Below are 26,048 nucleotides of genomic sequence, written 5' to 3'. Positions count from 1 at the left end.
GCCGGGTTGGCCGGGTTGGCCGGGTTGGCCGGGTTGGCCGGGTTGACCGGGTTGACCGGGTTAGTCGGGTTAGTCGGGCGAGTCGGGCTAGTCGCGCGACTTCGCCTCGTCGGCCAGACACTTCATCAGCGCGGCCACCGGCTCGCGTTTGAGCGCCGACTGACGCGCCAGCACACCCAGTTCGCGCGTGAGCGGCACGCCACTGAGCGGCAAGACCTGCACACCGGCAGCCCCAGCCTTTCCAGTCGCGATGCCATCCACCGGCAGCCCGATCAACGTCGCGGGCACCATCGCCCACCCTAGTCGCGCGCGCACCATGCGCAGGATGACCTCCGGTTCGTCCAATTCCACGCCCTCGCGCACCCACAACCGGTGGCGGCGCAGGTAACGCTCGACCAGATCGCCCCCGTACGAGCGCCTGTTGTAGCGCACAAACGGCAGCGCAGCCGCCCAGTCGGCGACCGTCCCTCGCGTGCCTTTCGGGGCGATGGCGACATACGGTTCGTGCATCAGCGTGACCCACTTCATATCGGCGGGTACCCCGATGCGCGGGCGGATCATGACCGCTAAGTCCAGTTCGCGCGCATCGATCTGCGCGAGCAACTGCACCGACATGCCGGGCACGATGTTCAGATGCGGCATCGATGCCGGGGCCGCCGACCAGCGCTGAATTGCGCCGGGCAGCAGCCCCAGTTGCACGGTGAGAATCGCCCCAATATGGATCGGCGCCAGCGCCGCCTGCGCGCCATGCGCACCAGCCTCGCCGCGCATCGACTGATACGCCGACACCACGCCTTGCGCCTGCGCGAGCAGCCGTCGCCCGTCGTCGGAGAGCGACACCGCGCGGCCGGTGCGCTCGAAGAGCTGCACGCCAAGATCGTCTTCCAGACGCTGGATCTGCGCACTGACGGCGGACTGCGTCAAACCGAGACGGGCCCCTGCGGCCGAGAACGAGGCGGTTTCGGCTGCCGTGACAAAGGTTTTGAGGTATCGGATCATCTATCGAATATTTTTGTGCTGAGTCGTCGAATTATTCGTTTCTTATTATTTTTATCGATGGATAGAATTTAGCGCAAATAGGCCGACGCCGTTCGGCAGGCCAATTTCGACGCATGGCGCGGCATTTTCTGCTCCGCGCCGACGCAGCGCCGTTCAACCCCACATTGCACCGGAGACCTCCATGGCCACGCCCCTGTTCCACCTCGCTTTCCCCGTCGACAACCTCGAAGCCGCCCGCCGCTTCTACGGCGGCGTGATGGGCTGCCCCGAAGGCCGTAGCTCGGATCATTGGATCGACTTCGATTTCTTCGGCCATCAACTCGTCGCCCACCTCTCGCCCGAAGAAGCCGGCAAGCGCATCACGAACCCTGTCGATGGCGATGAAGTTCCTGTCCCGCATTTCGGCGTTATCCTTGACATGCCCGCGTGGCACGTGCTTGCCGATCGCCTGCGCGCCGCTGGCACCCGCTTCGTGATCGAGCCGCATGTGCGCTTTGCCGGACAGGTGGGCGAACAAGCCACACTGTTCTTCTACGACCCGGCTGGCAACGCGCTGGAGTTCAAAGCGTTTGCCGACATGTCGCAGGTGTTTGCCAAGTAACGTTGCCGGGTACCGTTTCCAGAGTTTTCCAAGCTTCACTAACGCCACGAGTTTTCTCATGAGCCAATTCGTCATTTCGCCGGCGCCGCAGGCGTCGGTCGCAGTTGCCGGCAGCGATGCCCGCTTCCCCGTGCGCCGCGTGTTCTGCGTGGGCCGTAACTACGCCGCGCATGCGCGTGAGATGGGCAGCAACCCGGATCGCGAACCACCGTTCTTCTTCATGAAGCCCGCTGACGCCGTCGTGGCTGCCGAGGGCACGCTGCCCTACCCGCCGCTCACCAGCGAGCTGCATCACGAGATCGAACTGGTCGTGGCCATTGGTGCCGACGGCGAGAACGTGGACGCTTCGCAAGCACTGTCGCTCGTCTGGGGCTATGGCGTGGGCGTCGATCTGACGCGCCGCGATCTGCAACAGCAGGCGAAAGACACGCGTCGTCCGTGGGACTGGGGCAAGGCGTTCGATGCGTCGGCACCGTGCGGCCCGCTGCACGCCGTGGCGGAAGTCGGACATCCGAAGGATGGCCGCGTTTGGCTCGACGTGAACGGCGAGAACCGTCAAGTCGGCGATCTGAATGAGCTGATCTGGTCGGTGCCCGATCTCATCGCCGAAATCTCGCGCAGCGTGAAGCTGGTTGCAGGCGATTTGATCTTCACCGGCACGCCGGCAGGGGTCGGTCCGCTCGAACCGGGCGACAAGGTCACCGCAGGCGTGGCCGGTGTGGGCGAGATCGCCTTCACGGTCGGCAAGAAACCGGCAGCCTAATTCTCAACGACGATCGTCTGAGATACGCGCAGGGACGCTGGCACCCGTCAGCGTTCCCTGCGTCGGGTCCGATGCAGGACGCTCGCTCGGATTGCCGCCCAAGGATATCCACAGCAACTGTTGATAACCCTTTGCATAACTACCTATGCGACGGCGCAGACGCCCGCCAGCATTAGGTGTCAAGTGCCTTGCCTAATTTGCCGTCACCTGAACCCATGAAAGTGACGCGCCTCCCCGGCTTTCATTCCTGAAACGTTTTTCATCGGACACCTCGAAACACCCTGTTTCGCCCGATGAACTTCTCATTAAATTCAATGGGTTGCAGCGTATGGCACGCTTCTCGCGTCGTTTAGGGGGCAAGCCGTCCGCCTCCGGAGAAGTCTCTTCGCCAGGGCATATCGCTTCGGGAACATCGCCATGCACGCCACATGGCCCCGGCACGCCCGACGCCGAGCTCTCGCCGGGAGCGCCCCGGAGGCGGGCGGATTGCACCTAGATTGCACCTGGGAAGTGGAACCGATGGGTCGCGTCATGCGACGGCAACTGTCAGGGAGGGGATCATGCAAATGCGCCGCACCGGGCCTTGCGCCCTGAGTCCCTGCACCCGGTCGCTCGCGCCAGCGAGCCCGGCCAAGTCAGCGCGTCATCACCCACGCGAGCGATGCGCCAGTTGGCGGCACCGCCGCCACGAAGCTGCGGGAGATCGCCGCCAGGTCGCCCCCGGGCGGGCAATGCGCTAGCGCCCGCAGCGCATTCCGGGCACGCGCTCCCGGGGGCGTGCCCTAGGCGACTTAGGGCGAAGTGTCCGGCCCTCGCTAGGCCATTCAGCCTTCCTCAGCCCACACCTTCGCGGCACGTACCGCGCGCTGCCAACCCTTCACGGCACGAGTCACATCGTCTTCGGAAAGCTTGCGCGAGAAGCGTCGCTGCAACTGCCATTGACGTTGCAGCGTGTCGATGTCCGGCCAGAAACCCACGGCAAGACCCGCGAGATAGGCGGCACCGGCGGCCGTCGTCTCGATGACGTGCGGGCGCACGACATCCGCGCCCAGCAAATCGGCCTGCCACTGCATCAACAGATCGTTGGCCGCTGCGCCACCGTCAACGCGCAACTCCGAGACATGCATCCCGGCGTCGGCTTCCATCGCGCGCAACACGTCGAGCGTCTGGAACGCAATGCTGTCGAGCGCGGCACGTGCGACGTGCGCTGCCGTCGTCCCGCGTGTCGCGCCGAATAGCGTGCCACGCGCATGCGGCTGCCAGTGCGGGGCGCCCAGGCCCGCGAAGGCGGGCACGAGCACCACACCATCGGCATCGGGCACGCTCGTCGCCAACGCCTCAACGTCGCGCGAATGGCGAATGATCCCTAGCCCGTCGCGCAGCCATTGCACCACCGCGCCGCCGATGAAGATGCTGCCTTCGAGCGCGTAGTCCACTCGGTCGCCGATTTTCCAGGCCACCGTTGTGAGCAAGTTGTGGCTCGACGCCTGCGGCTTGTCGCCGGTGTTCATCACCATGAAGCAGCCGGTGCCGTAGGTGTTCTTCACCATGCCCGGGCGCAAGCACATCTGCCCGAACAACGCCGCCTGCTGATCGCCCGCAATACCTGCGATCGGCACCGGCTTCGAGAGCAGCGACGCCGTGGTATGGCCGTAGACCTCGCTCGACGAACGCACCTCGGGCAACATCTGACGCGGCACGCCGAGCAGTGCGAGCAACTCGTCGTCCCATTCGAGCCGGTGAATGTTGAAGAGCATCGTGCGCGACGCATTCGACACGTCGGTCACGTGCAGCTTGCCGCCGGTCAGATGCCAGACGAGCCAGCTATCGACGGTGCCGAATGCGAGATGCCCCGCCTCGGCAGCTTCGCGTGCGCCTGCGACGTTATCGAGAATCCATCGAATCTTGCTGCCGGAGAAATAAGCATCGATGCGCAGCCCGGTGCGGCTGGCCACCAGGTCTTGCGCGCCGTCGGCACGCAGGCGCTCGCAGAAGTCGGCCGTGCGGCGATCCTGCCAGACGATGGCGTTGTACACCGGCTCGCCCGTGCGACGATCCCAGACGATGGTCGTCTCGCGTTGGTTGGTAATGCCGATGGCCGCGATGTCTACACCGCCGACGCCCGCGTGCGTGAGCGCTTCGGCCGTCACGCCTGCCTGCGTCGACCAGATTTCCCGCGGGTCGTGCTCGACCCAGCCCGGATGCGGATAGATCTGACGAAATTCCTTTTGCGCGGTCGACACGACACGCCCATCACGATCGAACAACAATGCACGCGAACTGGTCGTGCCCTGATCGAACGCGAGGATGTAGGGTCCTGACATGTAGGTCGTCTCCTGAATACAGTCCGCCGGGCGGCGGATAGCTGGCTTGCCGCCCGCGCAATCACACGTATGACGTGCGCCGCAGGGGCAAACCTATCGTTATCTTCGAACTCAGCGTGCGGCGAATGCAGGCGCTTGTTCCGACTGGCGTTCGAACCAGCGCGCGACGCTCGCTTCGCCGTCGCGGCCGACATGCAGACCCAGCTTCGTACGGCGCCAGAGCACGTCTTGCGCGGTGCGTGCCCACTCGTACTGCACAAGGTAGCGCAACTCGGCCTCGAAAAGGTCGCCGCAAATGCGCTCGCCCAAATCGTCGAGCGAATGTGCGTCGGCCAGCAGCACGTGCGTGCGGGTGCCGTAAGTGCGCGCATAGCGGTAGGCCAGTGCGTCCGGTAGCCACGGCACCTGCGCGCGCAGCGACACCTCGAAGGCGCCCGCGTCCGGCTGGGGCATATCGCCGCCCGGCAACGCTGCGCCTGCCGTCCAGTCACCTTGCTTGAAACCGAGCGGCCCGTGCAGTCGGGCGAGCGCCTCTTCCGCGAGACGGCGATACGTCGTGATCTTGCCGCCGAACACCGACAACAGCGGCGCACGTGTGGCCGGTGCGTCGAGTTCAAGCGTGTAGTCGCGCGTAACGGCCGACGGGTTCGCCACTTCTTCTTCGAGCAGCGGACGCACTCCCGCGTAAGTCCACACGACATCCGTGGGCACGATGGGCTTGGTGAAATAGTCGCTGGCCGATTTGCACAGGTACGCGATCTCGTCGTCGTTGATCGCCACCTGAGCCGGATCGCCGTGATACTCGATATCGGTCGTGCCGATCAACGTGAAATCGCGCTCGTAGGGAATCGCGAAGATGATGCGCTTGTCGGGGTTCTGGAAGATGTAAGCGTGATCGTGATCGAACAGCTTGCGCGTGACGATGTGGCTGCCCTTCACCATGCGCACCGAGTGCGTCGCCGGCTGACGCAACACGTCGCCCAGCAAATGACCCACCCACGGTCCGGCCGCATTGACGATGGCACGCGCACGCACCTGCTGCGTTTGTCCCGACTCGGTCGACAGCAACTCCGCCGTCCACATGTGCTCGCCACGCTCGGCCCCGACGAGGCGCGTTCGCGTGAGAATCGTCGCCCCGCGCTCGGCCGCATCTTGCGCGTTGAGCACTACCAGCCGTGCGTCCTGCACCCACCCATCCGAATAGACAAAGCCGCGCTGAATGTCGCGGCGTAGCGGCGCACCGGCCGCATGCTGACGCAGGTCGATGCCACGCGAGCCCGGCAAGATTTCACGCCGCGCCAAATGATCGTAGAGGAACAACCCGGCGCGGATCAGCCATGCCGGGCGCAAGTTCGGCATGTGCGGCATGACGAAACGCAACGGCCACATGATGTGCGGCGCGGCGCGCAACAACACTTCACGTTCCTGCAACGCTTTGCGCACCAGCCCGAACTCGTAGTACTCGAGATAACGCAAGCCGCCGTGAATGAGTTTGGTGCTGGCCGATGACGTGTGCGAGGCCAGATCGTCCTGCTCGACGAGCATCACGCGCAAGCCACGTCCGGCAGCGTCGCGTGCGATACCCGCGCCGTTGATGCCGCCACCCACGACCAGCAAGTCGTAAGGGGCTAGCGTTGGGTCCGTTGGCGTTTGGGCGGATGGTTGCACGTCTTCACTCCCGGGTGATTGGCGTCAAATCGACAAATAAGGCGAAAATGTTCGTTTTCGAATATTGATTTTCGAATTTTAACAGATGTCGTTATCAAAGGTTCGAAATCGCACATTTCAACGGGGGATTGTTGGATTTCGCGCATCGTGGCCGCCGCTCAGTGCCCACTGCCCTCAATCGGCGACGTGGATTTGCGTGCCAGCGTCGGCGATCACCTGCGCCATCGCTGGCGGCACGGCACGGTCGGTGAATAGCGCATCGATTTGCGACAGATGGCCGAGCCGCACCAGCGCAGGGCGCCCGAACTTGCTGTGATCGGCGGCAAGAAACACCGTGCGCGAGTGCGCGATGATGGCTTCGGCCACGCGCACTTCCCGGTAATCGAAGTCACGCAGTGTGCCGTCGGCATCGATCGCCGAAATGCCGATGATGCCGAAATCGACTTTGAATTGACGAATGAAGTCGAGCGTCGCCTCGCCCGTCACGCCTTGATCGCGGGCCCGCACCACGCCACCGGCAATGATGACTTCGGCATCGGGATAGCCGCTCATCATGGCCGCGACGTGCAGGTTGTTGGTAATCACACGCAACCCGCGATGCCGCGACAACGCGCGTGCCACGGCTTCTGTGGTCGTCCCTAGATTGATGAAAAGCGACGCATGATCGGGAATCTGTTCGGCAAGGCGCGCGGCGATGCGGTGCTTCTCGTCGGCGAGCTGTGACTGACGGGCATCGTAGGCGTCGTTCTCGGCGCCGCCCGGCAAGCCCACGCCGCCGTGGTAGCGGCGCACCCATTTGAGTTCGGCCAGAAAGTTGATATCGCGCCGGATCGTCTGCGGCGTGACGTCGAAGCGCACGGCCAGTTCGTCGACGGTGAGAAAGCCGTCACGACGCACGGCATCGAAGAGCGCCTGCTGACGCGGGTTCAGCGACGCTTGTCCGGCGTCCTGCGCCACGGCAACAACATCGGGAACATCGACGGATTCGGTAGGAGACATCGGCACGCGCGAAGAAAAAGCCCTCGTGCGCCCGGGGCGGACGCACGTTTGCCGCCATCATACCGCGCCGTACTGTGACACCACAGTGACGGACGCATGACGTCTGGGCACTGTGGTGGAACTGACTAGTTGGTCGGAGGTGCGGTCAAACGCGCGGCCACGAGCGGATCAGAGGCACTGCCGTACAGCGTCGGCGAGCGACTGCGAGGCGGTCGAACCAAGATAAAGCGAGCCTTCGCTGCCCGGTTTGTGCGGTGCAAGATCGAGAATAGCGAGCACGCCGTCGTCCTTCGACGAGAGTTGCAGCGTCTGACCCGTGCCAGCTTTCGCGCGATCGAGACGTGCGTAAGGCAGTTGCTTTTTCCAGAGCTTGGCGGTGCAGGCACTCACGCGGGTGAGGGTCTTCTTCGACGAACCTTGCCAGACGGCACCGTTGTTTCTGGCATCGGCGACGGTGTCGCGATAGGCCGGCAACGTCTCGACTTTTACATTTTCCGGTGCAACGTCGGCGACGCTGCCAATGGGCGGATCGTTCGGTGACGGCACCGGCGCCGTCTGCGCGCAGGCGGCGAGCAGTGCCGACGCGACCAACATGGCGCATGCCGTCAAGGGTGACGAGATGCCTTGTTCTGACGCGCGCACTTCGCGACGAGGCGCGACGGGCGTCACGCCGGAATTGGTTTCAGTGCCCCACTTCATGCCCCGCTCCACGCTGGCCGTGCCATCGCACACGTAGCGCCGGCAATGCACAACAGGCAAGGCCGCAGGCGGGCGTGGCGACAGCTTTGTATCTGGTCTCGGCGCCGAGGGCCTACGCGCACGTGACGCTTTGCATCCGTGCCGGGCCGTGGCTTGCGCCGTTTATGGTCGTTGATCGTTCTCTGGACTACCCGGAACGCGTGCGTGCACGTCCGGAATCTTCGGCAATGCGACGTATTGTGCGGCACACCGCCGGTTGGCGCTCATCTTACTCGTGTTATTCATAGCATGGCAATTCGCGCAATGCGCGCTGACCCGAATCGCGTATATTGCTGGTTTCTGTCACAAAGTGACTCCGTCCAACCTATTCCAACCATTCCGATTGCCATGTCCAGCAATGCGCAAGCCCCGATCATCGTCATCGCCCCCGATTCGTTCAAAGGTTCGCTGAGCGCGCCCGAAGTTGCGCACGCGATTGCCGCCGGTATTGCCCGCGTGCTACCGCAGGCCGAAATCCGGATGCGTCCGATGGCGGATGGCGGCGAAGGCACGCTCGAAGCGCTGCTCTCGGCGGGCGGGCGTCGCGTGCCGTTGTCGGTGCGTGGGGCGGGTCAGGCGTCGGTGACCGCCGAATACGGCGTGATGCCCGACGGCACCGGCGTGCTGGAGAGCGCAAACGTCGTGAGCATTACCGACCCGGTCGGCATGCAAACGCCGGTTGCTGAGCGCACCACGGTCGGTCTGGGCGAAGTGCTGCGGGCGCTGCTCGATACCGGCGCGCGCCGCGTGCTGATCGGTTTGGGCGGCAGCAGCACGAACGATGGCGGTGCCGGTCTGCTGGTGGGGCTGGGTGCACGCCTGCTCGATGAAGCCGGTGAAGTCGTGCCGCCGGTGCCGGCCGCGCTGCATCGTGTGGCGTCCATCGATTTGAACGGACTCGACGGTCGTCTGAAGGACTGCGAATTGATCGCGATGTCCGACGTGAACAATCCGCTCAATGGCGCACAAGGCGCGACCGCCATTTTCGGGCCGCAGAAAGGCGTGAGCGAATCGCAGGTCGAACCGCTCGACCGCGCGATTGCGCACTTCGCCGGGCATGCGCATCGCGCATTCAACGCCAACGAGGCAGCGAGCCGTGCGGGTGCGGGCGCCGCAGGCGGTTTGGGCTTCGCACTGCATCTGCTGGGCGCGCAATTCCGCTCGGGTGCTGAAGTGGTTGCTGAGCGCGTGGGCCTGCCGCAAGCCGTGGAAGGTGCCGATTGGCTGATTACCGGCGAAGGCCGCAGCGATGGTCAGACGCTCTCGGGCAAGACGCCGATGATCGCCGCGCAAGTCGCGATCAAGGCAGGCGCAACGGCGTCGTTGCTCTCAGGTGCGATCGATCGCAGCGCGTTGGAAAGTCTCTCGCGTGTGTTCTCGGGTTGCTTCTCGCTGACTTTCGGCCCGACCACGCTGGAGAAGGCGATTGCCGACGCCGCCGGTCTGCTGACCGATAGCGCCGAGCAGATGGCTCGCCTGCGCTACACGCACAAGGGCTGAGCCCAGCGCCAGCGATCCGGCGCGCGCCTGCGATCAGTCAGGCGCGTAGCAGACCGCCTCGATGTTGTGACCGTCCGGGTCAATCACAAAGGCGGCGTAGTAGTTGGGGCCATAGCGCTCACGCAAGCCGGGGCCACCGTTATCGGTGCCACCGGCAGCAATGGCCGCGCGATGGAAGGCCTCGACGATGCGACGCTCGGGCACACGAAACGCCACATGCAATATGGGGCGATTGGGTGTACCGCGGCTGATCCAGAAATCGGGGTGGCCGTTTTCGCCAAACCCCGCGATGTCGGTGTTCCCCGTCACTTCCGCTGACTTCTCTGCAATCAACGAATACCCGATGGCCGCCAGGGCATCGCGATAGAACGCTCGGCTCTTCGCGAAATCGGAAACCGTCACTTCCATGTGATCGATCATTCGTTAGCTCCGCGTCTCACACCACCAAATCCACAAACTTATGCACGGGCATCGCTTCGAGCCGCTGTTGATCGAGTGCGACGTCGAGAATCGATGCCTGTGCGCGCGCCGCGAATCGGCGCGCGAGATTCGTTTTGAATTTTTCCACCAGCAACGGAATGCCCTCGTCACGGCGTCGCTTGTGGCCAATGGGATATTCGACGAGCACTTCATCGAGCACCGTGCCGTCGTTTAGTGTGACCGTCAGGCCGTTCGCAATCGAACGCTGCTCCGGATCGTGATAGTCACGCGTGAATTGCGGATCTTCCTCGCACACGATCTTCGCGCGCAAGGCGTCGATGCGTGGGTCGGCCGCCACCGCATCTTCATAGTCGTTCGCGGTCAGACGCCCGAACAACAGTGGCACCGCCACCATGTACTGAATGCAGTGATCGCGGTCTGCCGGGTTCGCCAATGGCCCCTGCTTGTCGATGATGCGAATCGCTGCCGCGTGCGTGCGAATTTTCACCGACTTGATGTCTTGCGCACTGCGCCCTGCGTCCTGCAATTGCCGGTGCAACGTCATCGCCGCTTCCGCCGCGGTCTGCGCGTGAAACTCCGCCGGGAACGAGATTTTGAATAGCACGTTCTCCATCACGTACGACCCATAGGGCCGTTGAAACGCGAACGGCTTGCCTTTGAACAAGACGTCGTAGAAGCCCCACGTCTTGGCCGTCAGCACCGACGGGTAACCCATCTCACCCGTACGTGCCATCAACGCGAGCCGCACCGCGCGGCTAGTGGCGTCCCCCGCCGCCCACGACTTACGGCTGCCGGTGTTCGGCGCATGCCGGTACGTGCGCAGACTTTGCCCGTCGACGAACGCCAGCGAGACCGCATTGATCAGCTCATCGCGCGTGAGGCCGAGCATCTCGCCGACCACTGCCGTCGACGCCACTTTCACCAACACCACGTGATCGAGCCCGACTTGATTGAAGGAATTCTCAAGCGCCAAGCAGCCCTGAATCTCGTGCGCTTTGATCATCGCCGCCAGCACATGGCGCATGGTCAGTGGATTGCCGCCTTCCGCCACGGCCGAGCGCGAGAGCCAATCGGCCGTCATGAGAATGCCGCCGAGATTGTCCGAGGGGTGGCCCCATTCGGCAGCCAGCCACGTGTCGTTGAAGTCGAGCCACCGGATCATCGCGCCCAGACTGAATGCCGCCTGCACGGGGTCGAGTTGATAAGGCGTGCCGGGCACCTTCGCGCCGTTCGGCACCACCGTGCCGGGCACAATCGGCCCTAGCAGCTTGGTGCACGCCGGGTACGACAGCGCTTCGAAGCCGCAGCCGAGCGTGTCGATCAGGCAATTGCGCGCAGTGTCGAAGGCGAGATCGCTGCGGATCTCGTAGGTGAGGACGTAATCGACAATGTCGGTGAGTACCTTGTCGGGCGCGGGACGCACATTCGAAATGCCAGCGGACATCGCTTGCCTCCTGTGACGTTTGACGAAAACCGCCCGGCATTGAAACGTCCGCGACGCTTTTCCGTGAGCCCCAATGATAAGCGGCTGGCAAGCGCGATGCTTGCCAGCCGCTTAAGTCCTGCCTGCGATCAATCGCCGTGAGCGTTAAAACGCGTCGCCCGGAATCCGAACCCAACCTTCCATCAGCACGCGTGCACTGCGGCTCATGATCGCCTTGGTGACCGTCCATTCGCCGTCGACCTGCCCGGCTTCGGCGCCCACGCGCAGCGTGCCGGACGGATGCCCGAACCGCACCGCATTGCGCTCGCCGCCACCCGCAGCCAGGTTGACCAGCGTGCCCGGAATCGACGCCGCCGCGCCGATGCACACGGCAGCTGTGCCCATCATCGCGTGGTGCAGCTTGCCCATCGACAACGCGCGCACTAGCAGGTCGACATCGGCCGCCTTCACGGCCTTGCCGCTCGACGCCGTGTAATCGGCTGGCTTTGCGACAAACGCCACCTTCGGCGTGTGCTGACGCTTGGCGGCTTCCGACACGTCCTTGATCAGCCCCATGCGAATCGCCCCGTGCGCACGAATCGTCTCGAACATGGCGAGCGCTTTCGGGTCGCTGTTGATGGCGTCCTGCAACTCGGTGCCCCGGTAGCCGAGGTCCTCGGCATTGAGGAAGATCGTCGGAATGCCCGCGTTGATCATCGTCGCCTTGAACGTGCCGACACCCGGCACTTCGAGGTCATCGATGAGATTCCCGGTCGGGAACATGGCACCGCCGCCGTCACCCTCTTCTTCCGCGGCCGGGTCGAGAAATTCGAGTTGCACTTCGGCGGCCGGGAACGTCACGCCGTCGAGTTCGAAGTCGCCCGTCTCCTGCACCGCACCGGCCGTCATCGGCACGTGCGCCACGATCGTTTTGCCGATGTTGGCTTGCCAGATGCGCACGACTGCCACGCCATCGTTCGGCACGCGCGCCGCATCGATCAGCCCGGCGCTGATGGCAAACGGGCCAACGGCGGCCGACAAATTGCCGCAGTTGCCGCTCCAGTCGACGAACTGCTGATCGATCGACACCTGCCCGAACAGGTAGTCCACATCGTGACCGGGACGCTCGCTCTTCGCGATAATCACCGTCTTGCTGGTGCTCGACGTGGCGCCGCCCATGCCGTCGATCTGCTTGCCATACGGATCGGGGCTGCCGATCACACGCATGAGCAACGCGTCGCGCGCGGCACCCGGCACTTGTGCGGCGGCGGGCAGGTCTTGCAGGCGAAAGAACACGCCCTTGCTGGTACCGCCACGCATATACGTGGCGGGAATGCGAATTTGCGGCTGATGCGCCATTACGCTTCTCCTCGGTGCTTCGCTTGATTCAGGCCGAAGCGCCTGCTTGCGACGATTCCAGAAAGTCTTGCGCGAAACGTTGCAGCACCCCGCCCGCTTCGTAAATCGAAACTTCTTCTGCGGTGTCCAGACGGCAAGTCACCGGCACTTCGATGCGCTCGTCACGGCCGTTCCGATGGCGATGAATCACCAGCGTGAGATCGGCGCGCGGCGTGCGCTCGCCAATCACGTCGAACGTCTCGGTGCCGTCGATGCCCAGCGTTTTGCGGTCCGTGCCCGGCTTGAACTCCAGCGGCAATACGCCCATGCCGACCAGATTGGTACGGTGAATGCGCTCGAAGCCCTCGGCCACAATCGCCTCCGTGCCCGCCAGACGCACGCCCTTGGCCGCCCAGTCGCGCGACGAACCCTGACCGTAGTCGGCCCCGGCGATCACGATCAGCGGCTGCTTGCGCGCCATGTACGTCTCGATGGCTTCCCACATCCGCGTGACCTTGCCTTCCGGTTCGATGCGCGCGAGCGAGCCTGCCTTCACTTGGCCGTCGACCACCACCATCTCGTTCTTCAACGTCGGGTTGGCGAACGTCGCACGCTGCGCAGTCAGGTGATCGCCACGGTGCGTTGCATACGAGTTGAAGTCTTCTTCGGGCAAGCCCATCTTCGCCAGATACTCGCCCGCGGCGCTGTCGGCCATGATGGCATTCGACGGCGAGAGGTGATCGGTGGTGATGTTGTCGCCCAGCACGGCCAACGCGCGCATGCCCTTGAGCGAACGCTCACCGGCGAGTGCCCCTTCCCAATACGGCGGACGGCGGATGTACGTGCTCATCTCGCGCCAGTCGTACAGCGGATCGGCGCGCTCGCCGTTATCGACCGTCGCGGCAAACATCGGCTCGTACACGCGGCGGAATTGCTCCGGCTTCACGCTCTGCGCGATGATCGCGTCGATTTCTTCGTCGCTCGGCCACAAGTCGGCGAGCTTCACCGGCTTGCCATTGCCATCGACACCCAGCACATCCTTCTCGATATCGAAGCGGATCGTACCCGCGATGGCGTAAGCCACCACGAGCGACGGCGAGGCCAGGAACGCCTGCTTCGCATACGGGTGAATCCGGCCATCGAAGTTGCGGTTGCCCGAGAGCACCGCCGTGGCGTACAGATCGCGATCGATGATCTCTTGCTGAATCACCGGATCGAGTGCACCCGACATGCCGTTGCACGACGTGCACGCGTACGCCACCACGCCGAAGCCGAGTTGTTCCAGCTCGGGCAGCAGCCCTGCCGCTTCCAGATACAACGTGACGGCCTTCGAGCCGGGGGCGAGCGAGCTCTTGACCCACGGCTTGCGCGCGAGTCCCGCGCGGTTGGCGTTACGCGCGAACAAGCCCGCCGCAATCATGTTGCGCGGGTTGTTGGTGTTCGTGCAGCTCGTGATAGCGGCAATGATGACGGCGCCATCGGGCATCAGGCCCGGCTCGTTCTCCACCTTGCCGCTGATACCGCGCTCGGCCAGTTCGCTCGTCGGCACGCGCTTGTGCGGGTTCGACGGCCCAGCGATGTTACGCACCACGCTCGACAAATCGAACGTGAGCACGCGCTCGTATTGCGCGCCCGCCAGCGTGTCGGCCCACAGGCCGGTTTGCTTGGCATACGTCTCGACCAGATCGACGAGCGCGTCGTCGCGGCCGGTGAGCTTCAGATACTTGATGGTTTGCGCATCGATGTAGAACATCGCCGCGGTCGCACCGAACTCGGGGGCCATGTTCGAAATCGTGGCGCGATCGCCCAGCGTCAGATTCGCGGCACCTTCGCCGTAGAACTCCAGATACGCCGACACCACTTTCGACTTGCGCAGGAACTCGGTCAGCGCCAGCACGATGTCGGTGGCAGTGATACCCGGCTGCGGCTTGCCCGTCAGTTCGACACCGACGATATCGGGCAGACGCATCCACGACGCCCGCCCCAGCATGACGCTCTCGGCTTCAAGGCCGCCCACGCCGATGGCGATCACGCCCAGCGCATCGACCATCGGGGTGTGCGAGTCGGTGCCCACGAGCGTGTCGGGATACGCGACGCCGTTCGTCACTTGAACCACGGGGCTCATGCGCTCCAGATTGATCTGGTGCAGGATGCCGTTGCCCGGCGGAATCACATCGACGTTCTTGAACGCTTTCTTCGTCCAGTTGATGAAGTCGAAACGGTCTTCGTTGCGACGGTCTTCAATGGCGCGGTTCTTCGCGAAGGCGTCCGGATCGAAGCCGCCACACTCCACGGCCAGCGAGTGATCGACCACGAGTTGCGTCGGCACGACCGGGTTGACCAGCGCGGGGTCGCCGCCTTGCGCCGCAATGGCGTCGCGCAGACCGGCGAGATCGACCAGCGCCGTCTGCCCGAGAATGTCGTGACACACCACGCGCGCGGGGAACCACGGGAAATCGAGATCGCGGCGTCGCTCGATCAACTGTTTGAGCGAATCGGTGAGCGCCGCCGGATCGCAGCGGCGCACCAGATTCTCGGCGAGCACGCGCGAGGTATAAGGCAGCGTGTCGTACGCCCCCGGGGCAATGGCCTCGACGGCAGCGCGGGCGTCGAAGTAGTCGAGCGACGTCCCAGGCAGGGATTTACGGTATTCGGTGTTCATCATGTGAGGACGATATCGGCCCGGCGTAGACCATGCAGGCAATGAAGGCAGCCAATGTCGCGGGGCAGCTGCGGCGATCCTGCCGCGGCCGCCCCGCGTTGCGCTTACGGTGCTGACGCGAAACAGCGCTTAGCGCTTTTCGATCGGCACGAACTTCTGATCTTCCGGACCGGTGTAGTTGGCGCTCGGACGAATGATCTTGTTATCGATACGCTGCTCGATGATGTGAGCGCTCCAGCCCGACGTACGTGCAATCACGAAGAGCGGCGTGAACATCGCGGTGGGCACGCCCATCATGTGATAGCTCACGGCGCTGAACCAGTCGAGATTCGGGAACATCTTCTTGACGTCCCACATCACCGTCTCGAGACGCTCGGCAATGTCGTACATCTTCGTGTTCTGCTGGTCTCTCGACAGCTCGTGCGCCACTTCCTTGATGACCTTGTTACGCGGGTCGCTCACGGTGTAGACCGGGTGACCGAAACCGATGATCACTTCCTTGTTTTCCACGCGGGCACGGATGTCGGCTTCCGCTTCGTCGGGCGAGTCGTAGCGCTTTTGAATTTCGAACGCCACTTCGTTCGCGCCGCCGTGCTTCGGGCCACGCAGCGCGCCGATCGCGCCGGTGATGGCCGAATGCATGTCCGAGCCCGTACCGGCGATCACACGCGCGGTAAACGTCGACGCGTTGAACTCGTGCTCGGCGTACAGAATCAGCGAGGTGTGCATCGCGCGCACCCACAGATCCGACGGCTTCTCTCCATGCAGCAGATGCAGGAAGTGGCCGCCGATGCTGTCGTCGTCGGTCTCGACGTCGATACGCACGCCGTTGTGGCTGAAGTGATACCAGTACAGCAGCATCGAGCCGAAGCTGGCCATCAGGCGGTCGGCGATATCGCGTGCGCCCGGAATGTTGTGATCGTCCTTCTCCGGCAGCACGGTGCCGAGCACCGACACGCCGGTGCGCATCACGTCCATCGGATGGGCGGCGGCCGGCACGGTTTCCAGCGCATCTTTCACTGCTGCGGGCAGCCCGCGCAGCGACTTCAGCTTGGCCTTGTAGCCCTTAAGTTCAGCCACCGTCGGCAGCTTGCCGTAGACCAGCAGGTAGGCGATCTCTTCGAATTCCGAGGTCTGGGCCAGATCCAGAATGTCGTAGCCGCGATAGTGCAGGTCGTTACCCGAACGGCCCACCGTACACAGCGCGGTGTTGCCAGCGGTCACGCCCGACAGGGCCACGGACTTCTTGGGCTTGAAACCGGTTGCAGTCGTCTCGCTCATGCTTTTCCTCCAGATCAGGGATTCAGTTATTTCTGTTGAGCGAACAGAGCGTCGAGCTTCTGTTCGTAAGCGTGGTAGCCGATGCTCTCATAGAGCTCGGCGCGCGTTTGCATCGTGTCGAGCACGGCCTTTTGCGTGCCGTCGCGACGAATCGTGTGATAGACGTTCTCCGCCGCTTTGTTCATCGCGCGGAAGGCCGAGAGCGGGTACAGCACGAGGCCGACCTGTGCGCTCTTGAGTTCTTCGACGGTGAATAGCGGCGTGGAACCGAATTCGGTGATGTTCGCGAGCACCGGCACCTTCACGGCGTCGGAGAACTGGCGGTACATCGGCAGCTCGGTCATGGCTTCCGGGAAGATCATGTCGGCACCGGCTTCGACGCACGCGCAAGCGCGGTCGATGGCGGCTTGCAGACCTTCGACGGCGAGTGCATCGGTGCGCGCCATGATGACGAAGTTTTCATCCGTGCGGGCATCGACGGCGGCCTTGATACGGTCGACCATTTCCTGCTGGGTCACGATGGCCTTGCCGGGCCGGTGGCCGCAACGCTTGGCACCGACCTGATCTTCGATGTGCATGGCGCCCGCACCGAACTTGATAAGCGATTGCACGGTGCGCGCGATGTTGAACGCCGACGGGCCGAAGCCGGTGTCGACGTCGACGAGCAGCGGCAGATCGCACACGTCGGTGATACGGCGCACGTCGGTGAGCACGTCGTCGAGCGTGGAGATGCCCAGATCGGGCAAGCCGAGCGAGCCAGCAGCCACGCCCCCACCCGACAGATAGATCGCCTTGAAGCCAGCGGCTTTCGCCAGCAAGGCGTGATTGGCGTTGATTGCGCCGACAACCTGCAACGGTTGCTCGGTCTTGACGGCCTCGCGGAAGGCGGCGCCGGCCGAACGAATGGTATGCGTCACTTGAATCCCTCGGTCGTGTCGCGCCTGATCGCTTTGGACACCGGCATCGGTGATCCGCAAGGCAGGCGCAGGTTGGTATGTGGGTGTAGAGATAGCAATGGCCGTGCCAGCGTGGCGCGGTGCGTCGTTCACGTTGCGTCGGTCGACGCCGAGAGCCCGCTAACGCATTCATTTATCAGCGGAAATTTGGCGCGCTTGTGACGTTTACGTCAAGTGCCGTGAGTTTCCGTCTCGGCGCCGAATCGTCAAAATGTCGCATTACGTTTCATTTTGAAACGTTAAACGAAACATTTGAGACGGCATGCTACGATACCGCGACACCGTATCGAGTCCAATCATGCCCGCCTCATCGTCCAGCACCACCCTGCCTATCGCCCTCTCCCGCTCAGGTATTGCGCTACCCGCCACGGCGGTTCGCAAGCCGGTGATCTGGGCCGTCGGCATCAGCAAGCTCGGCGAGTTGTACCGCGACATCGTCCCCGATTACGCAGCGCAGGCGGATGTCGAAATCATCGACAAGGGGTATGAAGCGGTGATCGAAGCGCTTGAGCGGCTGCCCGCCGGGAGTGTCGATGGCATCGTTGCCGCTGGCTCGAATGGCGCATTTCTGCGCGAGCGCGTGGCGTTGCCCGTGGTACTCGTCAAAGTCACCGGCTTCGATGTGATGCATGCACTGGCACGCGCACGCCGAGCGTTACCGTCGACCTCGCCCGCTTCGCGTATCGCCCTAGTGTCGTACGCGCGGCCTGCCCCGGAATTCGAGCGCTTCAAGAGCGCGTTCGGCCTCGACGTTTCGCAACATGCCTACTTCGATGCGCATGACGCCGACGATCTGGTACACCGCCTGCGCGACGAAGGCACGGAAGTCATCGTCGGCCCGGGTCTCGTGACCGAACTGGCCGAGCGCGCCGGAATGACGGGCGTATTTCTCTACTCACAGGACTCCGTGCGCGCCGCGTTCGATACGGCGCTGGAAGTCGCGCGCTTTGGGCGGATCGAAGCGCAACGACGTGAGCGCCTCGATACCGTGTTGCGCCATCTGCGCGAAGGCGTGGCAGCGGTCGATCTGAACGGACGCGTCGAAGCGATGAACGCCTCAATGGCCGGGATGCTCGGCGTGACCGTGGCCGATGTCGTCGGCCGCCCGCTCGATTCGATCGCCCCCGGACTCGATATCTCCCGAACGCTGGAAAGCGCGAGCGCCGAGTTGGAAGCCATCGTCACCATGGCGGGCAAAACGTGGGTGGTCAACCGCATCCCGCTGCTCGATCAGGGCACGCTCACGGGCGCGTTGCTCACGTGCCAGGACTCACAGGCGTTCGCACGGGTGGACCGCTCGCTGCGCTCGCGGCATCGCCCTCGCCATCTGGTCGCACGCTACCGCCTGGACGATCTGATTGGCGACTCGGCCGCGATGACGCAAGTGCGCGCGCTCGCACGACGCTACGCGCAAACCGACTCGACGGTGCTCGTGCACGGTGAGAGCGGCACCGGCAAGGAGCTCCTGGCGCAAGGCATTCATAACGCCAGCCGACGACGCGACTACCCGTTCGTCGCCATCAACTGCGCGGCGTTTCCCGAGACGTTGCTTGAGAGCGAGTTGTTCGGTTATGAGGACGGCGCGTTCTCCGGTGCGCGACGTGGCGGCAAAGCGGGGTTGTTCGAAACCGCCCACAACGGCACGATTTTTCTCGATGAAATCGGCGAGATGCCGATGCCATTGCAGACGCGTTTGCTGCGCGTCTTGCAGGAACGGGAAGTCCTGCGCTTGGGCGCTAACGAACCGATTCCTTGCGACGTCCGAGTCATTGCTGCGACCCACCGGGACTTGCGTCAGCAAGTGGCCGCCGGGGTGTTTCGCGAAGATTTGTATTACCGACTGAACATCCTGCGCATGGTGCTGCCGCCGCTGCGCGAGCGCATGGAAGACTTGCCGCGACTTACACCGCTGTTTCTAGAACGGGCGCTCGCGAGAGCGGGTGCGCGCATGAGCGTCGATGCGCTGCAAGCGTCACTGCTGCCGCTGCTCGCGATGTATCGCTGGCCGGGCAATGTGCGCGAATTGGAGAATTTGTTGGAGCGCATCGCGGTGGTGTGTGCCGACGTGGTCAACGCACGGGAAATCAGCCGGGCGAGATTGATCGAAATTGCGCCCGAGTTGGGCTGCTCGCCGGGAACGGTGGCACCCGATGTTGCAAAAACGAACGATGGCCGGGAAACAGGGGCTGAGAACCATCAGCGGAACGAAAGCGCTGGGGCGCCGGGGACAGCATTAAACGGCCGCGCCCGCCGCGCCGCCGCCGAACTTGCGCGCATTCGCACGACGCTCGCCGCCTGCCGTGGAGACCGCATGGCGGCGTGCGAAGCCCTCGGAATAAGCCGCTCGACGCTATGGCGCAAGCTGCGCGACGCGGGCGACATCGACCACTGACCTAGGGCAGTTCGGGCCCTAATGCTGGTGACGGATACGCTCCCACATGTCGTGCCAGTCGAGGCGCTTGTGCTCGGGGCTGGCCTCGTCGTGGTGCGTCACCCAGAAATGATCCACGAGCATACCGATCGCGAACCCCACCAGCAGTGCTACCAGCATCATCGAGACATTGATCATGGACATGGCAACCTCCTGTCGATCGGAATGTCGATTTCATTCTAGTCAAGGCAATGCACGGCCGCGATCTCATTTATTTGACCCGCGCCCATAAAAAAACGGGCTCAGTTCAGCACTGAGCCCGCGTTTCTTTCATGTTCACCGGACGCGCATTTCACGCAGCGCACGCCCGTTAATCCCTCAAGCCACTTACCAAGTCGCGATCAGCGCGCCCTTGAATTGCGTCTTGATGAACTCCTTCACTTCGTCCGAGTGGTACGCGTCGACCAGTTGCTTGACCCACGGCGCATTCAAGTCTTTCGTGCGCACAGCGATCAGGTTGGCGTACGGGCCCTTCAGGTCTTCGATGGCGATCGCGTCACGTTGCGGCACCAGACCGGCTTGCGCGGCGAAGTTCGTGTTGATCGATGCGGCATCCAGGTCCGGCAAAGCGCGCGGCAGTTGGGCAGCTTCGAGTTCGACGATCTTCAGCTTCTTCGGGTTTTCGGCGATGTCCAGCGGCGTGGCGTTCTTGCCATCCAGACCAGCGCGCAGCTTGATCAGGCCTTCCTTCTGGAGCAGCAGCAACGCGCGGTTACCGTTCGACGGGTCATTCTGAATACCGACCTTCGCGCCGTTCGGCAGGTCCTTCAACGACTTGAACTTCTTCGAGTAGAAGCCCAGCGGCGAGACGTACGTCAGACCGGCGCTCGCGATCTTGTAACCGCGGTCCTTGATCTGGCTGTCCAGGAACGGCTTGTGCTGGAAGCCGTTCGCGTCGAGGTCACCGGCGTCGAGTGCGGCGTTCGGCTGAGCGTAGTCGCTGAATTCGATGATCTTGATCTCGAGGCCACGTTGATGGGCCACCTTCTTCACGACTTCGAAGATCTGCGCATCCGAACCGGCCATCGTGCCGACCTTGAGCGGCTTGTCAGCGGTTTGCGCCGAAGCGCCGAGCGAGGCCAGCGCAAACGTTGCGCCGATGAATGCGTTGATCAGTTGACGGGACAGCATGTTCGATTTCTCCTTCAATGCTTGTTTGACTTATTGGAACCTGTTGGGTCGCAAGGGTCGTCTGCGCGGTGTGACGGCTGCGAGGTGCCGTCCATTGCCAGCGCGCGGTTCGCGGCCAGCCCGCAGCGACCCAGACCCCGGATGCTGCCATAGATAGGGGTTAACGCGAAATACATTATCGGCATTTCGATATCCCCCAGACAGTTTCGATAGCCCACGCAAATGGCATTAGCCGTGCGCGCGGGCATAAAAAAACGCCCCTTCGGATCACCGAAGGGGCGCTTCGCCGGGAGAACAGCCTGATCACGGGCCGGGGGGGGGTGGCACGGCTGACGGCAGCGCCGCCAGCCGGTCGCGTCAGGAACCGACGAACAACCTGCGAGACTCGTTCACGCTATCGATCTGCACCATCCGATGCGGGGCCAGATCCCGCACGCGCTGTGCCGAGCGCGTGCGGGCCAGCCACCGCCACTGGCTCAGGGGCACGGCTCTTCGCCGTTCTGGCCATTCATCGAACATCCACCACCTGCGCCGACATTGCCCGGGCCACCAAACGCGGAGAGCCCGCCGCCGCCCGCCGCACCACCCAAGCCGCGCCCGCCAGGACCGGAAACCCCGCCGCCGCCACTTGAGCTAGCCGCACCAATGCCGCCGCTGGAACTGCCACCGCTTGAGCCGCCACTAGAGCCGCCGATACCTGAGCTGCTGCCGCCGGAGCTGCTGCCACCCAAACCGGAACTGCTGCCGCCCGAGCTGCTGCCGCCCAAACCGGAACTGCTACCGCCCGAGCTGCTGCCGCCCAGACCGGAACTGCTACCGGAACCGCTACTGCCCGAGCTGCTGCCGGAGCCGCTGCTGCCCGAACTGCTCCCCGATCCACTACTACCGGAGCTGCTACCCGAGCCGCTACTACCAGAACTGCTACCGGAACCGCTGCTGCCCGAGCTACTTCCTGAGCTGCTACTGCCCGAGCTACTGCCCGAACTGCTGCTGCCGGAACTGCTCCCAGAGCTGCTGCTGCCCGAGCTACTGCCGGAGCTGCTGCTACCGGAACTACTGCCAGAGCTGCTACTGCCGGAGCTGCTGCCGTGGCTTCCGCACCCGCAGCCGATACCGACGCCAACACCGACACCTACGCCAGTGCCCGCCCCATTGCCGGTGCCCGAGCCACCGAACCCACCGAGTCCGGCGAAGCCGCCGCTACCGATGCCGCCAACGCCGCCACCGAAGCCGATACCACCACCCCCACCACGCCCACCGCCACCACCACCGGCAGCCTGGGTTGCATTGATCGCCACACCGCAGAGCATTAACGCTGCTGCTGTCCCAATTAATGTCGCCTTGAACCGGTTCATGGTCCCCTCCCCGCGCACGCGCACGACTCACTTCGGAACACACCGGACCCCGCCAAAAGGTCCGGCATTACGGCGTGAGCGCATCGTCGAAAAACGCGGGCAATAGTGGGCCGCCCCGAGCACGCATGCACAGGAACCCCTTGCCAACTGTCTGCGGAAATCCGGGTTGGCGCTTCGCCATACACGATTCATGTACGCGAATTCCGTGCCAGCGCACTCAACCCATTGATTTATAAGGAACTAATAATTCGATTTGCGAGACATCGAGGGTCGGGGTGCGGAAAATGTATCGTTCATGAAACGCTTACAACCGACGCCACGCCCAATTCGACGGGTTTTGCGGCCATGTTTTTGCATGAAGTCCGCATGAACACTGCATTAGCGCCGCATGACGGCCAGATGGCGCCGCCTCGCAGCAAGCGATACGTCAGACTCAAGCCCGCACGCGTTCCCTGGCTTCACGCAACAACGCCTGTGGCGGCTTGCCAAGCGTGCGCACGAAGGCGCGGCGCATGCGTTCTTCGTCACCGAAGCCGGTCACATCGGCCACCCGCGCAATCGACGCTTCGCCGTCTTCCAGCAATGCCTGGGCAGCTTCAAGCCGAAGCTTCTCGATAGCCTTAGCGGGCGTGAGCCCAGTTTGCAACGTAAATTCACGACTGAAATGGCGCGGACTCCAATGCACATGTGCCGCCAGTTGCTCCACCGAGAGCGGCTCGCGCAAATGCTCACGGGCATAGGCGAGCGCGGTGCGCACACGGTCGGAGTTCGGCTCTAAGGTCGATAGCGTCGAGAACTGCGACTGCCCGCCCGTACGACGGTAATGCACGACCAGTTGACGCGATGCCTCGCGCGCGACGTCACCGCCAAAATCCGCCTCGACCAACGCCAGCGCCAGATCGACACCCGCCGTCATACCCGCAGACGTCCAGACCTCGCCGTCATTGATGAAAATGCGGTCCTCTTCGACGATCACCTCGGGGTACGTCTGCTGCAACGCATGCGCCTGCCCCCAATGCGTCGTCGCGCGGCGGCCATCGAGCAACCCGGTTTCCGCCAGCACGACCGCGCCGGAGCAAATGCTCGCCATACGGCGCATACGCGGTGCGATACGTCGCAACGCCGTGACGAGTTCAGGCGCCGTCGGCATCACGACGGTCGCGCCCGCCACCAGCAGCGTGTCGAAGCGCCGCCGCCCGATGGCTTCGGTCGCCACCGAAATGCCTGCCGAATCGCGCACCAGCCCGCCAGCCACCGACACGATGCTCACGTCGTACAGCGGCTCGGCCCGCCCGATACTCGCAATTTCGAAGACCGACATCGCGGCGAGCGAAATCATCTGGAAACCCGGATACACCACCAACCCGATACGTAACGCCATGGCTGAAAAGGCGCCGGACGTGCGCCGGCAACGGAAATTGCGATGCTTTCGATTCTAGTCGGCGCAGCGAATCGGCGCCGGACAAGAATGTCCTGAAAAGTGGTTTTCGTGTCATTTGAGACAAACGTGATCGCGTCCACACTGAAGGCATTGATCCGGACCCTCAACGTACCGAATCAACGCACTCATCTGATTGCCTTCTCATTTACACAGGAAATTCGCCATGTCATCCACTTCGACTCAAGCCACCGTTCAAACGACGTCGCACACGTCAGGCACCGCATTGATTACCGGCGCCTCGTCGGGGATCGGTGCGATCTACGCCGACCGGCTCGCGCGTCGCGGTCACGATCTGATTCTCGTTGCCCGTAGCACCGATCGCTTACAAGCCGTCGCGCAACGCATTCGTACCGAGACCGGCCGACGCGTCGACATCGTCACAGCCGATCTCGGCACCCATGAAGGACAGGCGCAAGTCGAAGCCCGTCTGCGTGAAGACGCCCGTATCGATACGCTCGTCAACAACGCTGGCTTCGGGGCTGTGGCACCGCTGCTCCAAGCCGACGTCGAGCAAATGAACGCCATGATCGACCTCAACGTCACCGCGCTGACCCGTCTGACCTATGCCGCCGTGCCGGGCTTCGTCGCACGCGGGCACGGCACGATCATCAACATTTCGTCGATCGTGGCGATTGCGCCGGAATTGCTTAACGGGGTCTACGGCGCGAGCAAGGCGTTCGTGCTGACGCTGTCGCAATCGTTGCATCACGAACTTGCCGATAAGGGCGTGCGCGTGCAAGCCGTCCTGCCGGGCGCGACGGTCACCGAGTTCTGGGATGTGGCGGGCAAGCCGCATGGCGAATTGCCGCAGGAATGGCTGATGTCGTCACAAGACATGGTCGACGCCGCACTCGCCGGGCTGGACCAAGGTGAAATCGTCACCATCCCGCCGTTGCAAGACGGCGAACAGTGGGACGCCCATGAAGCCTCGCGCCAAAAACTCTCGCAGCAATTGGGTCATGGCACGCCGGGGGCACGGTATGGTGTGAAAATCGCTGCGGCCGCTTAAGCCGCCTCGATCAGCTCCGCCGACGACTCTCGCAGGCAAGCTGCGAAGAGTTGTGCGGCGGGTGTCGTGGTGTCTTCGCGCCAGTAAAGGATGGCTTCGCCCAAGGGGGCCAACGGGGGCAGCGGCAATACCCGCATGCTGCCCCGTTGCACATAGCGCCGGGCGAGCGAGAGCGGCAGGATCGACACAAAGTCTCCACCGCGCAATAACGACAGATTCAGCGCCAGCGAACTCGACTCGATGGCCGGATGCTGCAACGTCACACCGTGCTCGCCCAGAATCTCCACCATCGTCGCAAACGCCGGTGAGCCGCGCATTGGCGTAATCCAGCGCACGTCATGCAGGTCGTCCCAGCTCACGGAAGTATCGGGGCCACCCAAAGCGTGACGCGCGCCGACGACAAACACAAACGGCTCGTGATGCAGCGACTCATGGCGCATCACCGGCAGGTGTCCGGTCACGCGATTGCGTCCCAGCGCAAGATCGAGATTGCCCTCGTCCATCATCTTGAGCAGCCGGTCGAGGGTGGCTTCGACGAAGGAAAACGACGCCGTGGGCGCGCGACGCGTGAACAATTCCACCGCGTGGGCGATCAGCGGCTGCGGAATCGTCACCACCGCACCGAAGCGCACATGACCGGCCGTGCCTGCCGTGAGCGCACTCACGTCACGGCGCGCGAGTTCGATCTGCCGCAGAATTTCCGTGCCGCGCTCCACCAGCACACGTCCGATCCCCGTCAGTTCCACCGCATTTCCGACGCGCTGCACGACGGGCGCACCTAGCGCCTCTTCCACTTCCGCAATCTGTTTGGAGATCGCTGGCTGCGTGACGTGAAACGCCGCCGCGACCCTTGTCACCTGTCGCAACTCGCCCAGCGCAACCAGAATGCGCAAGTGGCCAAGCTTCAAACCACTGCGAAAGAAGCGTTCGATGGTGTTGTCGGTCGTTGCCATGCCACATGCCTCGCAAGATTGGTGAGCGCCGACAT

Annotated in this window: 21 protein-coding genes; 5 read left to right on the top strand and 16 right to left on the bottom strand. The window is 63.5% G+C overall.

The window, feature by feature from the left end; translation table 11 throughout:
- Positions 1-87: 87 nt before the first annotated feature.
- Positions 88-999, bottom strand: a complete 912-nt coding sequence (locus ACPWR9_RS07345; RefSeq protein WP_426297678.1) for a LysR family transcriptional regulator — start codon at positions 997-999, stop codon at positions 88-90.
- A 181-nt stretch (positions 1,000-1,180) separates the two neighbouring features.
- On the opposite strand from ACPWR9_RS07345, the gene ACPWR9_RS07340 reads away from it, so the two are divergent.
- Together ACPWR9_RS07340 and ACPWR9_RS07335 are read left to right on the top strand one after the other, a co-directional pair.
- On the top strand, positions 1,181-1,600 hold the full coding sequence (locus ACPWR9_RS07340) for a VOC family protein (protein WP_426297680.1): 420 nt from the start codon (positions 1,181-1,183) through the stop codon (positions 1,598-1,600).
- Positions 1,601-1,658: 58 nt separating this feature from the next.
- The gene (locus tag ACPWR9_RS07335; RefSeq protein ID WP_426297682.1) at positions 1,659-2,363 is read left to right on the top strand and encodes a fumarylacetoacetate hydrolase family protein; all 705 of its coding nucleotides are present in this window, start codon (positions 1,659-1,661) and stop codon (positions 2,361-2,363) included.
- An 824-nt stretch (positions 2,364-3,187) separates the two neighbouring features.
- Here ACPWR9_RS07335 and glpK read toward each other — a convergent pair.
- The 4 genes from glpK to ACPWR9_RS07315 all read right to left on the bottom strand — a co-directional run bounded on the left by glpK (position 3,188) and on the right by ACPWR9_RS07315 (position 8,053).
- Positions 3,188-4,687: a glycerol kinase GlpK gene (gene glpK, locus ACPWR9_RS07330; protein WP_426297684.1), complete on the bottom strand. Its 1,500-nt coding sequence runs from the start codon at positions 4,685-4,687 to the stop codon at positions 3,188-3,190.
- Between the two features lie 111 nt (positions 4,688-4,798).
- On the bottom strand, positions 4,799-6,355 hold the full coding sequence (gene glpD, locus ACPWR9_RS07325; protein WP_426297685.1) for a glycerol-3-phosphate dehydrogenase: 1,557 nt from the start codon (positions 6,353-6,355) through the stop codon (positions 4,799-4,801).
- A gap of 174 nt (positions 6,356-6,529) precedes the next feature.
- Positions 6,530-7,354, bottom strand: coding sequence for a DeoR/GlpR family DNA-binding transcription regulator (locus tag ACPWR9_RS07320; protein ID WP_426297687.1), 825 nt, complete (start codon positions 7,352-7,354; stop codon positions 6,530-6,532).
- A 168-nt stretch (positions 7,355-7,522) separates the two neighbouring features.
- On the bottom strand, positions 7,523-8,053 hold the full coding sequence (locus tag ACPWR9_RS07315; protein ID WP_426297689.1) for a hypothetical protein: 531 nt from the start codon (positions 8,051-8,053) through the stop codon (positions 7,523-7,525).
- Between the two features lie 387 nt (positions 8,054-8,440).
- On the opposite strand from ACPWR9_RS07315, the gene ACPWR9_RS07310 reads away from it, so the two are divergent.
- Complete coding sequence (locus tag ACPWR9_RS07310; RefSeq protein WP_426297691.1) at positions 8,441-9,592, top strand: glycerate kinase; 1,152 nt, start codon at positions 8,441-8,443, stop codon at positions 9,590-9,592.
- Between the two features lie 33 nt (positions 9,593-9,625).
- Here the strand turns inward: ACPWR9_RS07310 and ACPWR9_RS07305 are convergent, their stop codons facing one another.
- The 6 genes from ACPWR9_RS07305 to prpB all read right to left on the bottom strand — a co-directional run bounded on the left by ACPWR9_RS07305 (position 9,626) and on the right by prpB (position 17,654).
- Positions 9,626-10,012 (bottom strand): VOC family protein, encoded by a 387-nt coding sequence (locus ACPWR9_RS07305; protein ID WP_426297693.1) that lies wholly within the window; start codon positions 10,010-10,012, stop codon positions 9,626-9,628.
- Between the two features lie 16 nt (positions 10,013-10,028).
- Positions 10,029-11,477: a bifunctional 2-methylcitrate dehydratase/aconitate hydratase gene (locus tag ACPWR9_RS07300; protein ID WP_426297695.1), complete on the bottom strand. Its 1,449-nt coding sequence runs from the start codon at positions 11,475-11,477 to the stop codon at positions 10,029-10,031.
- 144 nt (positions 11,478-11,621) lie between these two features.
- Positions 11,622-12,815 (bottom strand): 2-methylaconitate cis-trans isomerase PrpF, encoded by a 1,194-nt coding sequence (prpF, locus tag ACPWR9_RS07295; RefSeq protein WP_426297697.1) that lies wholly within the window; start codon positions 12,813-12,815, stop codon positions 11,622-11,624.
- A 28-nt stretch (positions 12,816-12,843) separates the two neighbouring features.
- Positions 12,844-15,459, bottom strand: coding sequence for a Fe/S-dependent 2-methylisocitrate dehydratase AcnD (gene acnD / locus ACPWR9_RS07290; protein ID WP_426297699.1), 2,616 nt, complete (start codon positions 15,457-15,459; stop codon positions 12,844-12,846).
- 126 nt (positions 15,460-15,585) lie between these two features.
- A complete protein-coding gene (gene prpC / locus ACPWR9_RS07285; RefSeq protein WP_426297701.1) occupies positions 15,586-16,737 on the bottom strand; it encodes a bifunctional 2-methylcitrate synthase/citrate synthase in 1,152 nt (383 codons plus the stop codon).
- A gap of 26 nt (positions 16,738-16,763) precedes the next feature.
- Positions 16,764-17,654, bottom strand: coding sequence for a methylisocitrate lyase (prpB, locus tag ACPWR9_RS07280; RefSeq protein ID WP_150681277.1), 891 nt, complete (start codon positions 17,652-17,654; stop codon positions 16,764-16,766).
- A 337-nt stretch (positions 17,655-17,991) separates the two neighbouring features.
- Between prpB and prpR the strand changes: the two genes are divergently transcribed.
- Positions 17,992-20,085 (top strand): propionate catabolism operon regulatory protein PrpR, encoded by a 2,094-nt coding sequence (prpR, locus tag ACPWR9_RS07275; RefSeq protein ID WP_426297703.1) that lies wholly within the window; start codon positions 17,992-17,994, stop codon positions 20,083-20,085.
- Between the two features lie 18 nt (positions 20,086-20,103).
- Here prpR and ACPWR9_RS07270 read toward each other — a convergent pair whose 3' ends face one another.
- The 4 genes from ACPWR9_RS07270 to ACPWR9_RS07255 all read right to left on the bottom strand — a co-directional run bounded on the left by ACPWR9_RS07270 (position 20,104) and on the right by ACPWR9_RS07255 (position 23,991).
- Positions 20,104-20,268 carry a hypothetical protein gene (locus ACPWR9_RS07270; RefSeq protein WP_426297705.1) on the bottom strand — a complete coding sequence of 55 codons (165 nt, stop codon included), beginning with the start codon at positions 20,266-20,268 and terminating at the stop codon, positions 20,104-20,106.
- 183 nt (positions 20,269-20,451) lie between these two features.
- Positions 20,452-21,255 (bottom strand): MetQ/NlpA family ABC transporter substrate-binding protein, encoded by an 804-nt coding sequence (locus tag ACPWR9_RS07265; protein ID WP_426297707.1) that lies wholly within the window; start codon positions 21,253-21,255, stop codon positions 20,452-20,454.
- A gap of 476 nt (positions 21,256-21,731) precedes the next feature.
- Entirely contained in the window at positions 21,732-22,610 is an 879-nt protein-coding gene (locus tag ACPWR9_RS07260; protein WP_426297709.1) for a hypothetical protein, read from the bottom strand.
- A gap of 433 nt (positions 22,611-23,043) precedes the next feature.
- A complete protein-coding gene (locus ACPWR9_RS07255) occupies positions 23,044-23,991 on the bottom strand; it encodes a GlxA family transcriptional regulator (protein WP_426297711.1) in 948 nt (315 codons plus the stop codon).
- Positions 23,992-24,214: 223 nt separating this feature from the next.
- Here ACPWR9_RS07255 and ACPWR9_RS07250 point away from each other — a divergent pair, with 223 nt between their 5' ends.
- Complete coding sequence (locus ACPWR9_RS07250; RefSeq protein WP_426297713.1) at positions 24,215-25,060, top strand: SDR family NAD(P)-dependent oxidoreductase; 846 nt, start codon at positions 24,215-24,217, stop codon at positions 25,058-25,060.
- Here the strand turns inward: ACPWR9_RS07250 and ACPWR9_RS07245 are convergent.
- Positions 25,057-26,013, bottom strand: a complete 957-nt coding sequence (locus tag ACPWR9_RS07245; RefSeq protein WP_426297715.1) for a LysR family transcriptional regulator — start codon at positions 26,011-26,013, stop codon at positions 25,057-25,059. The genes ACPWR9_RS07250 and ACPWR9_RS07245 overlap by 4 nt on opposite strands.
- Positions 26,014-26,048 lie beyond the last annotated feature (35 nt).

It is taken from the genome of Pandoraea pneumonica, from assembly GCF_049918595.1.
Classification (GTDB): Bacteria; Pseudomonadota; Gammaproteobacteria; order Burkholderiales; family Burkholderiaceae; genus Pandoraea; species Pandoraea pneumonica_A.
This window is presented reverse-complemented; position numbering and strand designations above follow the sequence as displayed.

Bases quoted from the DNA above. Each gene is read 5' to 3' on its own strand.
- glpK (WP_426297684.1), bottom strand. From the start codon at position 4,687: ATGTCAGGACCCTACATCCTCGCGTTCGATCAGGGCACGACCAGTTCG.
- ACPWR9_RS07270 (WP_426297705.1), bottom strand. From the start codon at position 20,268: ATGTCCATGATCAATGTCTCGATGATGCTGGTAGCACTGCTGGTGGGG.
- prpR (WP_426297703.1), top strand. From the start codon at position 17,992: ATGCCCGCCTCATCGTCCAGCACCACCCTGCCTATCGCCCTCTCCCGC.
- ACPWR9_RS07260 (WP_426297709.1), bottom strand. From the start codon at position 22,610: ATGAACCGGTTCAAGGCGACATTAATTGGGACAGCAGCAGCGTTAATG.
- prpF (WP_426297697.1), bottom strand. From the start codon at position 12,815: ATGGCGCATCAGCCGCAAATTCGCATTCCCGCCACGTATATGCGTGGC.
- ACPWR9_RS07340 (WP_426297680.1), top strand. From the start codon at position 1,181: ATGGCCACGCCCCTGTTCCACCTCGCTTTCCCCGTCGACAACCTCGAA.
- ACPWR9_RS07255 (WP_426297711.1), bottom strand. From the start codon at position 23,991: ATGGCGTTACGTATCGGGTTGGTGGTGTATCCGGGTTTCCAGATGATT.
- ACPWR9_RS07345 (WP_426297678.1), bottom strand. From the start codon at position 999: ATGATCCGATACCTCAAAACCTTTGTCACGGCAGCCGAAACCGCCTCG.
- ACPWR9_RS07320 (WP_426297687.1), bottom strand. From the start codon at position 7,354: ATGTCTCCTACCGAATCCGTCGATGTTCCCGATGTTGTTGCCGTGGCG.
- ACPWR9_RS07315 (WP_426297689.1), bottom strand. From the start codon at position 8,053: ATGAAGTGGGGCACTGAAACCAATTCCGGCGTGACGCCCGTCGCGCCT.
- acnD (WP_426297699.1), bottom strand. From the start codon at position 15,459: ATGATGAACACCGAATACCGTAAATCCCTGCCTGGGACGTCGCTCGAC.
- ACPWR9_RS07310 (WP_426297691.1), top strand. From the start codon at position 8,441: ATGTCCAGCAATGCGCAAGCCCCGATCATCGTCATCGCCCCCGATTCG.
- ACPWR9_RS07300 (WP_426297695.1), bottom strand. From the start codon at position 11,477: ATGTCCGCTGGCATTTCGAATGTGCGTCCCGCGCCCGACAAGGTACTC.
- ACPWR9_RS07250 (WP_426297713.1), top strand. From the start codon at position 24,215: ATGTCATCCACTTCGACTCAAGCCACCGTTCAAACGACGTCGCACACG.
- ACPWR9_RS07245 (WP_426297715.1), bottom strand. From the start codon at position 26,013: ATGGCAACGACCGACAACACCATCGAACGCTTCTTTCGCAGTGGTTTG.
- ACPWR9_RS07265 (WP_426297707.1), bottom strand. From the start codon at position 21,255: ATGCTGTCCCGTCAACTGATCAACGCATTCATCGGCGCAACGTTTGCG.
- prpC (WP_426297701.1), bottom strand. From the start codon at position 16,737: ATGAGCGAGACGACTGCAACCGGTTTCAAGCCCAAGAAGTCCGTGGCC.
- ACPWR9_RS07335 (WP_426297682.1), top strand. From the start codon at position 1,659: ATGAGCCAATTCGTCATTTCGCCGGCGCCGCAGGCGTCGGTCGCAGTT.
- ACPWR9_RS07305 (WP_426297693.1), bottom strand. From the start codon at position 10,012: ATGATCGATCACATGGAAGTGACGGTTTCCGATTTCGCGAAGAGCCGA.